Origin of the sequence: Pseudidiomarina sp. (assembly GCF_048267825.1) — a bacterium.
GTDB lineage: Bacteria > Pseudomonadota > Gammaproteobacteria > Enterobacterales > Alteromonadaceae > Pseudidiomarina.
In genome coordinates this window covers 1-11,066 of sequence record NZ_JBLWWR010000021.1, presented here as the reverse complement: position 1 = coordinate 11,066, position 11,066 = coordinate 1, and the positions used below count along the sequence as shown (strand labels likewise).

General features: G+C 46.7%; 8 protein-coding genes and 1 tRNA gene. All 9 read left to right on the top strand.

The annotated features are described in order from the left end of the window. Positions 1-77 (top strand) — tRNA-Trp (locus ACN0UN_RS11285). Positions 78-195: 118 nt separating this feature from the next. After that, positions 196-576, top strand: a complete 381-nt coding sequence (gene secE, locus ACN0UN_RS11280; RefSeq protein ID WP_128352226.1) for a preprotein translocase subunit SecE — start codon at positions 196-198, stop codon at positions 574-576. Positions 577-579: 3 nt separating this feature from the next. Beyond that, positions 580-1,119 (top strand): transcription termination/antitermination protein NusG, encoded by a 540-nt coding sequence (gene nusG, locus ACN0UN_RS11275; RefSeq protein ID WP_128352225.1) that lies wholly within the window; start codon positions 580-582, stop codon positions 1,117-1,119. A gap of 227 nt (positions 1,120-1,346) precedes the next feature. Further along, positions 1,347-1,778 (top strand): 50S ribosomal protein L11, encoded by a 432-nt coding sequence (rplK, locus tag ACN0UN_RS11270; protein ID WP_128352224.1) that lies wholly within the window; start codon positions 1,347-1,349, stop codon positions 1,776-1,778. Between the two features lies 1 nt (position 1,779). After that, positions 1,780-2,475: a 50S ribosomal protein L1 gene (gene rplA, locus ACN0UN_RS11265; protein ID WP_417660067.1), complete on the top strand. Its 696-nt coding sequence runs from the start codon at positions 1,780-1,782 to the stop codon at positions 2,473-2,475. A 234-nt stretch (positions 2,476-2,709) separates the two neighbouring features. Further along, positions 2,710-3,228 carry a 50S ribosomal protein L10 gene (rplJ, locus tag ACN0UN_RS11260; protein ID WP_128352222.1) on the top strand — a complete coding sequence of 173 codons (519 nt, stop codon included), beginning with the start codon at positions 2,710-2,712 and terminating at the stop codon, positions 3,226-3,228. Positions 3,229-3,281: 53 nt separating this feature from the next. Next, positions 3,282-3,656: a 50S ribosomal protein L7/L12 gene (rplL, locus tag ACN0UN_RS11255; protein WP_128352221.1), complete on the top strand. Its 375-nt coding sequence runs from the start codon at positions 3,282-3,284 to the stop codon at positions 3,654-3,656. A 218-nt stretch (positions 3,657-3,874) separates the two neighbouring features. Beyond that, positions 3,875-7,903 carry a DNA-directed RNA polymerase subunit beta gene (gene rpoB / locus ACN0UN_RS11250; RefSeq protein ID WP_417660066.1) on the top strand — a complete coding sequence of 1,343 codons (4,029 nt, stop codon included), beginning with the start codon at positions 3,875-3,877 and terminating at the stop codon, positions 7,901-7,903. 35 nt (positions 7,904-7,938) lie between these two features. Then, a partial coding sequence (rpoC, locus tag ACN0UN_RS11245; RefSeq protein WP_417660065.1) for a DNA-directed RNA polymerase subunit beta' occupies positions 7,939-11,066 on the top strand: 3,128 nt, incomplete at its 3' end.

Below are 11,066 nucleotides of genomic sequence, written 5' to 3'. Positions count from 1 at the left end.
AGGGGTGTAGTTCCAATTGGTAGAACAGCGGTCTCCAAAACCGACGGTTGGGGGTTCGAATCCCTCCACCCCTGCCAAACAGATCAAAGGCGTTATTCGTTAATCGAACGCTACGCTTGTTGTTACTGGTATGTAATGACTAACGAATAACGAATAACGAATAACGAGTAACGGTTTTTCAAACAGGATTAGATAATGAGTGCAAACACCGAAACGCAAAGCAGCTCACTCGACGGCTTAAAATGGATCGTCGCGATTGCATTACTCGCTGCCGCAGTATTGGGTAACTATTATTATGGTGACCAGATCTCTGTGCTATACCGCGCTATTGCCGTGGTACTTTTAGTTGTTATTGCAGGTGTTATTGCTGGCCTTACAAGCAAAGGTCGCCGCTTCCGTAATTTCGCTAAAGAAAGCCGTACTGAAACGCGCCGTGTGGTTTGGCCATCACGTCAAGAAGCCACGCAAACAACAATTATTGTTGTAATAGCGACTGCGATTGTTTCATTAATTCTGTGGGGCATGGATGCGATTCTAGTTCGCGTCGTGGGCTTCTTTACCGGACTGGAGTTTTAATTTATGACTGATAAAAAACGCTGGTACGTGGTTCAAGCATTTTCTGGATATGAAAAGCGTGTTGCTGATTCGCTGCGTGAGCACATCAAAATGCACGGCATGGAAGACAAGTTCGGTGAAGTGCTAGTACCAACTGAAGAAGTCGTTGAAATGAAGGGCGGCAAGCGCGCGAAAAGCGAACGCAAATTCTTCCCAGGTTATGTGCTTGTGGAAATGGCGATGGATGAAGATGCATGGCATCTCGTTAAAAGCATTCCACGCGTTTTAGGTTTCATTGGTGGTACGCAAGAGCGTCCAACACCAATTACTCAAAAAGAAGCCGACACCATTTTGAATCGTTTACAGGAATCTGTAGACAAGCCGAAGCCGAAAACATTATTCGAGCCAGGCGAAGTTGTTCGTGTTAACGACGGTCCGTTTGCTGATTTCAACGGTACTGTTGAAAGCGTTGATTATGAGAAGAGCCGTTTAACTGTATCGGTTTCCATCTTCGGTCGCGCAACACCGGTCGAGCTCGAGTTCGGTCAGGTCGAAAAGGCTTAAAGACAAAAGCGTTACTAGTTATTGGTTGTTGGTTACTCGTTAAACACTAAAGACGAATAACCAATAACGAACAACGAATAACGAATAACCAATTCGCGTAAGCGAATGGCTTGCAATGAGGGGCGAATAGGACTATAATTCGCCTCCTTTTTTATATTGGGGAGCCGTTAGAGTAAGTCATCTCTTAGATTTACGAGGCGTTTGACCCACAACCAAGAGGCTTAAACATGGCTAAGAAGTTAAAAGCTATCATCAAGCTGCAAGTAGCAGCCGGTGCAGCAAATCCGTCACCACCAGTTGGTCCAGCATTGGGTCAGCACGGTGTGAACATCATGGAATTCTGTAAAGCATTCAACGCAGCAACTGACCAGCTTGAAAAAGGCGCGCCAGTTCCAGTTGAAATCAGCGTTTTTGAAGATCGTTCATTCACGTTTATTACCAAAACTCCTCCAGCAGCGTTCTTGTTGAAGAAAGCAGCCGGTATCAAGAGCGGTTCAGGCCGTCCTAATACTGAGAAAGTGGGTACAGTTACCCGTGCTCAGCTGGAAGATATTGCGAAGGTTAAAGAGCCAGACTTAACAGCGGCTGACCTTGACGCAGCGGTACGTACTATTGCCGGTTCAGCCCGTGCAATGGGCCTGAATGTGGAGGGTCTGTAAGATGGCTAAGTTAAGCAAACGCGCACGTCTTATCCGTGAGAAAGTTGAAGCTCGTGATTATGAAATCAACGAAGCAATCAATTTGCTAAAAGAATTAGCAACTGCAAAATTTAAAGAAAGCGTTGATGTATCTGTAAACTTGGGTATCGACGCTCGTAAATCTGATCAAAACGTTCGTGGCGCTACCGTGTTACCTAATGGTACTGGTCGTGATGTACGCGTTGCAGTATTTACCAGTGGCGCTAACGCAGAAAAAGCGAAAGAAGCCGGTGCTGACATCGTAGGTATGGAAGACTTAGCTGAGAAAGTTAAGAAAGGCGAAATGAACTTTGATGTTGTAATCGCTTCTCCAGACGCTATGCGTATTGTTGGTATGTTAGGTCAAATCTTAGGTCCACGTGGCCTGATGCCTAACCCGAAAACTGGTACTGTAACCCCTGATGTTGCGACTGCTGTTAAAAACGCAAAATCTGGTCAGGTTCGTTATCGCAACGACAAAGCGGGTATTATCCATGCAACTATCGGTAAAGTTGACTTCGATAATGACAAGCTGAAAGAAAACTTAGAATCATTATTGGTTGCTCTGAAGAAAGCTAAACCTTCTTCAGCAAAAGGCCAATTCATTAAGAAAGTAAGTCTTTCAACCACTATGGGCGCTGGCGTTGCCATCGACCAAGGTTCATTGACTGCTGTATAAGGTTTTGTGGGTTGGAGCTTTGCTCCCGTCCAAGACCGCAGGTGTATCGCGGCTGATTCCTGAGAAGGAATAATCAGCGACACTTAATTTCCTGCGCAGATGGTGATATCCGACTCAGACTCTCTGGGTAAGAGATTCACCGTGACAACGTGGTAGGTGCATTATGGCCTACCTATGTGTAACGATCGGTCCAAAGTTTTTTTTAACGGCGGACCAAAAAAAGAGGTGATACTAGTGGCACTAGGTTTAGCAGCAAAACAAGCAATCGTTAAGGAAGTTAACGATGTTGCTTCAAACGCTCTATCCGTCGCTGTTGCTGAGTATCGTGGTATGGAAGTTGCGGACATGACCCAACTTCGTCGTCAAGCGCGTGAGCAAGGCGTGTATCTGAAGGTAATTCGGAACACTCTGGCAAAACGTGCATTCGTTGACACGAAGTTTCAGGACATGGAAACAGCGTTAACAGGTCCTTTGATCTACGGTTTCTCTATCGACGCACCAGGTACTGCTGCGCGTTTATTCAAAGAGTTTGCCAAAGAGAATAAGCATCTGAAAGTTACTGCTCTATCAATTGGCTCAGGCCTGATGGGTGCAGACAAGCTTGACGCTGTGGCTTCACTTCCGACTCGCGACGAAGCATTGGCGAAATTGCTGGCCACCTTCAAAGCGCCTGTTAGTAAGTTCGTTCGTACTATTAACGAAGTTCCTACTAAATTTGTGCGTGTGTTGTCGGCAATTAAAGACGCTAAATAGAAGCGGTTTTTTAACCAATTTTTTTGTAATTTATAACCCAGGAGTTTAGAGTTATGGCTCTTACTAAAGATGATATTTTGAACGCGATCGCTGAAATGCCAGTTATGGAACTGGTTGAATTGATCGAAGCTGCAGAAGAAAAATTCGGTGTTGACGCTTCAGCTGCTGTTGCTGTAGCAGCTCCAGCTGCTGCCGGCGCTGCCGCTGCAGAAGAAAAGACTGAGTTTGATGTAGTATTGAAATCTGCTGGCGCTAACAAAGTAGCAGCTATCAAAGCAGTTCGCAGCGCAACTGGTCTTGGCTTGAAAGAAGCTAAAGACATGGTTGAGTCTGCACCTGTTGCTGTTAAAGAAGGCATCAGCAAAGAAGACGCAGAAGCACTTGCTAAAGATTTAACTGAAGCTGGTGCGGAAGTTGAAGTTAAGTAAGTTAACAAACTTGCATAACTTGGCCTTTTAGGCCTAGGGCTGGTGGCAATTTAGCCACCAGCCTTTTTGCGCTGTAAAGCATGTATCATTTTTGCCCGTTATTGGGGTGCATGCTCGCGGTGACAAAAACGGGAACGACAAGCTTAATTTAGTTTGTTTTTAACCATCGACTCCTACTCCGGTGGTTAGGGTCATCAATCAGCTAGCTGAGGAACCCCATGGCGTACTCCTACTCTGAGAAAAAACGTATTCGCAAGGATTTTGGTAAACGGCCGCACGTTCTTGAAGTGCCTTACCTGCTGTCAATCCAATTAGATTCATTTAAAAAATTCATCGAGCCGGATCCAGAAGGCAATAATGGCCTGGAAGCGGCATTTCGCTCAGTATTTCCAATTACCGCATATTCCGGTAATTCGGAACTGCAGTACGTGAGCTATCACCTTGGTACGCCAGTATTTGACGTGAAAGAATGTCAAATTCGTGGCATTACCTACGCAGCTCCTTTGCGGGTTAAACTGCGCCTGGTTCTTTTTGATAAAGAAGCAGCGGCAGGTACCGTTAAAGATATCAAAGAGCAAGAAGTCTACATGGGTGAAATCCCATTGATGACCGAAAACGGTACCTTTGTAATCAATGGTACTGAACGGGTTATCGTTTCTCAGTTGCACCGTTCACCAGGTGTATTCTTTGACCACGACAAAGGTAAGACCCACTCATCAGGTAAAGTGTTGTATAACGCACGCGTTATTCCTTACCGTGGTTCTTGGTTGGATTTTGAATTCGACCCGAAAGATAACGTATTCGTGCGTATCGACCGTCGTCGTAAACTTCCGGCGTCAATCATTCTTCGTGCCTTAGAATATGGTACTGAAGAGATCCTTGATATGTTCTTCGACACCACGTATTTCCAGTTCCGTGCGAAGAAAATCTTCATGCAGCTCGTGCCAGAACGTTTACGTGGCGAAACTGCGAAGTTTGATATCAAGAACGACGATGGTGAAATCATCGTTGAGAAAGGCCGTCGTATTACTGCGCGCCATATCAACCAAATCGCAAGCCTGAACCAACCAGAAATGGAAGTTCCGCTTGAGTACTTGGTCGGTAAAGTATTGGCGAAAAGCTACACCGATAAGAAAACCGGTGAAGTTATTGCAGAAGCAAATGCTGAACTAACGCTCGAGTTAATGGCGAAGTTACGTGAAGCTGGCTTTAAAAAGTTTGAAACATTGTTCGTGAACGACCTAGACCATGGGCCGTACATGAGCGAAACCTTGCGCATTGACTCAACCAGCAATCGTTTAGAAGCACTGGTTGAAATTTATCGCATGATGCGTCCAGGCGAGCCGCCAACCAAAGAAGCGGCTGAAACCTTATTTGAAAACTTGTTCTTCAGTGAAGACCGCTATGACTTGTCATCAGTGGGTCGTATGAAGTTCAACCGTCGCTTAGGTCGTGATGACCTGACCGGTTCAGGCGTATTAACCAAAGAAGATATCGTCGAAGTTATGAAGAAGCTCATCGAGATCCGTAACGGTCAAGATGAAGTGGATGATATCGATCACTTGGGTAACCGTCGTATCCGTTCAGTCGGCGAAATGGCCGAGAACCAATTCCGTGTAGGTTTGGTTCGTGTAGAGCGCGCAGTGAAAGAGCGCTTAAGCCTTGGCGATTTAGATGGCACCATGCCGCAGGACTTAATTAACGCGAAGCCAATTAGCGCCGCGGTGAAAGAGTTCTTTGGTTCAAGCCAGCTATCTCAGTTTATGGATCAAAACAACCCATTGTCAGAAGTCACGCACAAGCGTCGTATTTCTGCTTTAGGTCCAGGCGGTTTAACGCGTGAGCGTGCCGGCTTCGAAGTGCGTGACGTACACCCAACGCATTACGGCCGTGTGTGTCCAATCGAAACCCCTGAAGGTCCAAACATCGGTTTGATTAACTCGTTGTCTACGTTTGCACGTACCAACGAGTATGGTTTCTTAGAAACTCCGTACCGTCGTATCGACAACGGTGTGGTTACCGATGAAGTAGATTATTTGTCAGCAATCGAAGAAGGAAACTTCGTGATTGCACAGGCAAACGTTGCCTTGAACGATAAAGGTGAATTGATTGAAGACTTGGTTCCATGTCGTCATAAAAACGAATTCACCCTCATGTCTAAAGAGCAAGTTCAGTATATGGACGTTGCTCCGCAGCAGATCGTTTCAATTGCAGCCAGCTTGATTCCGTTCCTTGAACACGATGACGCGAACCGTGCATTGATGGGCTCGAACATGCAACGTCAAGCCGTACCAACGCTGCGCGCTGATAAGCCGCTCGTAGGTACTGGAATTGAACGCACTGTAGCGGTCGACTCAGGTGTTACTGTTGTAGCGAAACGTGGTGGTGTGGTCGAGAAAGTTGACGCCAGCCGTATCGTTGTAAAAGTGAACGAAGAAGAAATGTTGCCTGGCGAAGCCGGTATCGACATTTATAACCTTGTTAAATACACCCGTTCTAACCAGAACACCTGTATTAACCAGACACCTACAGTAAATGTTGGTGAGCCGGTAATGCGTGGCGATGTGTTGGCTGACGGTCCGTCAACTGACATGGGTGAATTGGCATTGGGTCAGAACTTACGCGTGGCGTTCATGCCATGGAACGGTTACAACTTCGAGGACTCGATTCTGATTTCAGAACGCGTTGTTCAAGAAGACCGTTTAACCACAATTCATATTCAAGAATTGAACTGTGTGGCGCGTGACACCAAATTAGGCGCAGAAGAAGTGACTTCTGATATTCCTAACGTCGGTGAATCTGCCCTGAACAAGCTCGACGAAGCAGGTATTGTTTACGTTGGTGCTGAAGTTTCAGGCGGCGACATCTTGGTTGGTAAAGTAACGCCAAAAGGTGAGACCCAGTTAACGCCAGAAGAGAAACTTCTGCGTGCCATCTTCGGTGAAAAAGCGTCTGACGTGAAAGACAGTTCATTGCGTGTACCTAACGGTGTAACCGGTACTGTAATTGACGTTCAGGTGTTTACGCGTGACGGTGTTGAGAAAGACAATCGCGCGAAGTCAATCGAAGAGATGCAGCTCAAGCAAGTTAAGAAAGACTTAACGGATGAGTTTAAGATTCTTGAAAAAGGCATCTTTGAGCGGGCGCGCAGCCTGTTGTTGGCAAACGGTTTTGATGAATCGAAACTTGCAGGCCTTGAGCAAAGCAAGTGGTTGACGCAAAACCTGAAGAAAGAAAGTGCCCAACAGCAACTTGAACAAATTGCGCATCAGTACGAAGAAATTCGCACTGACTTCGACAATAAGTTTGAAAACAAGCGTCGCAAGATTGAGCAAGGCGATGATTTAGCGCCTGGCGTACTTAAGATTGTGAAAGTGTACTTAGCCGTACGTCGTCGTATACAACCGGGTGATAAGCTTGCTGGTCGTCACGGTAACAAAGGTGTTATCTCAACCATTCAGCCGGTTGAAGATATGCCGCACGACGAACACGGCACACCAGTGGATATCGTATTGAACCCACTGGGTGTACCATCGCGGATGAACATTGGTCAGATCCTAGAAACTCACTTAGGTATGGCTGCGCGTGGTATTGGTACCAAAATCGAGAACATGATGAAGCGCCATGTGAAAGTTGCTGAAATGCGTGAATTCTTGCAGAAGGTCTATGCTCTGGGTGAAACCCGTCAAACTGTTGATATTAATGACTTCAGCGATGACGAAGTGTTGCGCCTTGCGGAAAACCTGAAGAAAGGTTTACCGACAGCTACGCCTGTATTCGATGGTGCAATCGAAAGTGAAATTAAAGACCTACTGAAACTGGCTGATCTGCCTGAATCTGGTCAGATTACCTTGTACGACGGCCGTACTGGTGAACGTTTTGAGCGTGATGTAACTGTTGGTTACATGTACATGCTGAAACTGAACCACTTGGTTGACGATAAAATGCATGCGCGTTCTACCGGTTCGTACAGCTTGGTTACTCAGCAGCCGCTGGGTGGTAAAGCACAGTTCGGTGGACAGCGTTTCGGTGAGATGGAAGTGTGGGCATTGGAAGCTTACGGTGCTGCTTACACCTTGCAGGAAATGTTGACAGTGAAGTCGGACGACGTAAATGGTCGTACGAAGATGTACAAAAACATTGTCGACAACGATCTGCGCATGGAAGCAGGTATGCCGGAGTCCTTCAACGTACTTCTGAAGGAAATCCGCTCGCTTGGTATCAACATCGAGTTGGACCAAGACTGAGACACCACCGGACGCTATTTGCCAGGAGATAAATCGTGAAAGACTTATTAAAGTTTTTAAAACCGACTAACCAGACTGAAGAGTTCGATGCAATTCGCATCGGACTCGCGTCACCGGACATGATCCGCAGCTGGTCTTTCGGTGAAGTGAAAAAGCCAGAAACAATCAACTACCGTACGTTCAAACCAGAGCGTGACGGGTTGTTTTGTGCGCGCATTTTCGGCCCGGTAAAAGACTACGAGTGCTTGTGTGGTAAATACAAGCGCTTGAAGCACCGCGGTGTGATCTGTGAGAAGTGTGGCGTTGAAGTTACACTGACCAAAGTACGTCGTGAACGTATGGGTCACATTGAGTTGGCTAGCCCAGTTGCTCACATCTGGTTCTTGAAATCATTGCCAAGCCGCATTGGTTTGATGCTTGATATGACGTTACGTGATATCGAGCGCGTACTGTATTTCGAATCATACGTAGTCACTGAAGCGGGCATGACTGACCTTGAGCGCGGCCAGATTCTTACTGAAGAAGAATACTTGGATGCGCTCGAAGCTCATGGTGACGAATTTGAAGCGAAGATGGGTGCTGAAGCCGTATTGTCACTGCTTCAACACATTGATATCGAAGGCGATATCAAACAGCTTCGTGAAGAGCTTCCAGAAACGAATTCTGAAACCAAGCGTAAGAAAATCAGCAAGCGTTTGAAGCTGCTTGAATCATTCCATAACTCAGGCAACAAGCCAGAGTGGATGATCTTGAAAGTGCTACCAGTATTACCACCGGATTTACGTCCTTTGGTACCGTTGGATGGTGGCCGCTTCGCAACCTCTGATTTGAACGACTTGTACCGCCGTGTGATTAACCGGAACAACCGTCTTAAGCGTCTACTTGACCTTGCGGCGCCGGACATCATTGTGCGTAACGAAAAACGTATGCTGCAAGAAGCAGTTGATGCGTTGTTGGACAACGGCCGTCGCGGCCGCGCTATTACCGGCACCAACAAGCGTCCACTGAAATCTTTGGCAGACATGATTAAAGGTAAGCAGGGTCGTTTCCGTCAAAACCTGTTGGGTAAACGTGTTGACTACTCAGGCCGTTCAGTAATTACTGTTGGTCCTAAGTTGCGTTTACATCAGTGTGGTTTGCCGAAGAAAATGGCACTGGAACTCTTCAAACCATTTATTTATGGCAAGCTTGAAGGCCGTGGTTTAGCGACCACCATTAAAGCTGCTAAGAAAATGGTAGAGCGCGAAATTCCAGAAGTATGGGACGTGCTTGACGAAGTAATCAAAGAGCACCCGGTTATGCTAAACCGTGCACCAACGTTGCACCGTTTGGGTATCCAGGCGTTCGAACCAGTACTTATCGAAGGTAAAGCGATTCAGTTGCACCCACTTGTGTGTGCGGCCTATAACGCTGACTTCGATGGTGACCAAATGGCGGTTCACTTACCATTAACGCTGGAAGCGCAGCTTGAAGCGCGCGCGTTGATGATGTCAACCAACAACATTTTGTCACCAGCAAGTGGTGATCCAATTATCGTACCTTCACAGGACGTTGTATTGGGTCTGTACTACATGACGCGTGAAAAAATCAATGCGAAAGGCGAAGGTATGGCGTTTAAAAACGCGAAGGAAGCTGAAAAAGCTTACCGTACCCAATGTGCCGAATTGCATGCACGCGTAAAAGTACGTATCACTGAAACGCTTACTGATGAAGAAGGCGTAACAACGACCACGACAAAACTTTATGACACCACTGTGGGTCGTGCAATTTTGTCTCTGATTCTACCTTTAGGTATGCCGTTTGACATGATCAACCAGTCAATGGGCAAGAAGCAGATCGGCCGTTTGTTAAACCGTTCTTATCGCGACTTAGGTTTGAAACCTACGGTAATTTTTGCTGACCAAATCATGTATACCGGCTTCCATTACGCGATGATCGCGGGTGCGTCTGTTGGTATCGATGACATGGTTATCCCAGCTGCGAAGAAGGATATTATCGACGCTGCAGAAGAAGAAGTTGCTGAAATTCAGGAACAATTCGAGCAGGGCTTGGTAACCGCGGGTGAGAAGTACAACAAAGTTATCGATATTTGGTCGACCGCGAACGAGAAAGTTTCTAAGGCAATGATGGACAACTTGTCCAAAGAAACTGTTATCAACGCGAAAGGCGAAGAAGAACAGCAAGACTCGTTCAACTCGGTCTACATGATGGCTGACTCTGGTGCTCGTGGTAGCCCAGCGCAGATTCGTCAGTTGGCTGGTATGCGTGGTCTGATGGCGAAGCCGGATGGCTCCATCATCGAAACACCAATTACCGCAAACTTCCGCGAAGGTTTGAACGTACTTCAGTACTTCATCTCAACCCACGGTGCGCGTAAAGGTTTGGCCGATACCGCATTGAAGACAGCGAACTCAGGTTACCTGACACGCCGTTTGGTTGACGTTGCGCAAGACGTTGTAATCGTTGAAGACGACTGCGGCACCGAAGATGGTTTGTTCATCAAACCGTTGATTGAAGGTGGTGACGTTGTAGAACCATTGCGTGAGCGCGTATTGGGTCGTGTAGTTTGTGACGACGTGATGATGCCTGGCAGCGAGAAAGAAGTTCTGATTCCGCGTAACACATTGTTAGATGAAAAAATGTGTGACGTATTGGAACAAAACTCTGTTGACCAAGTTAAAGTTCGCTCGGTTATTACCTGTGACACTGATTTCGGTGTTTGTGCGAACTGTTACGGTCGTGACCTTGCTCGTGGTCACTTGGTTAACCAAGGTGAAGCAGTTGGTGTTATCGCTGCTCAGTCAATCGGTGAGCCAGGTACACAGTTAACCATGCGTACCTTCCACATTGGTGGTGCTGCATCGCGTGACTCTGCTGCGAACAACATTCAGGTTAAAAACAACGGTACTTTGAAACTTCATAACGCCAAGTATGTAGAAAACAGTGACAGCCATTTGGTTATTACCTCGCGTTCTACAGAATTGACGCTAATTGATGAGTTCGGCCGTGAGCGCGAACGCTACAAAGTACCATACGGTGCCATCCTCAAGAAAAATGAAGGTGACACGGTCGACTCTGGCGAAATCGTTGCTAACTGGGATCCGCACACGCACCCAATTATCACCGAGGTAGCGGGTCGTCTGAAGTTTGTCGATTTAATCGA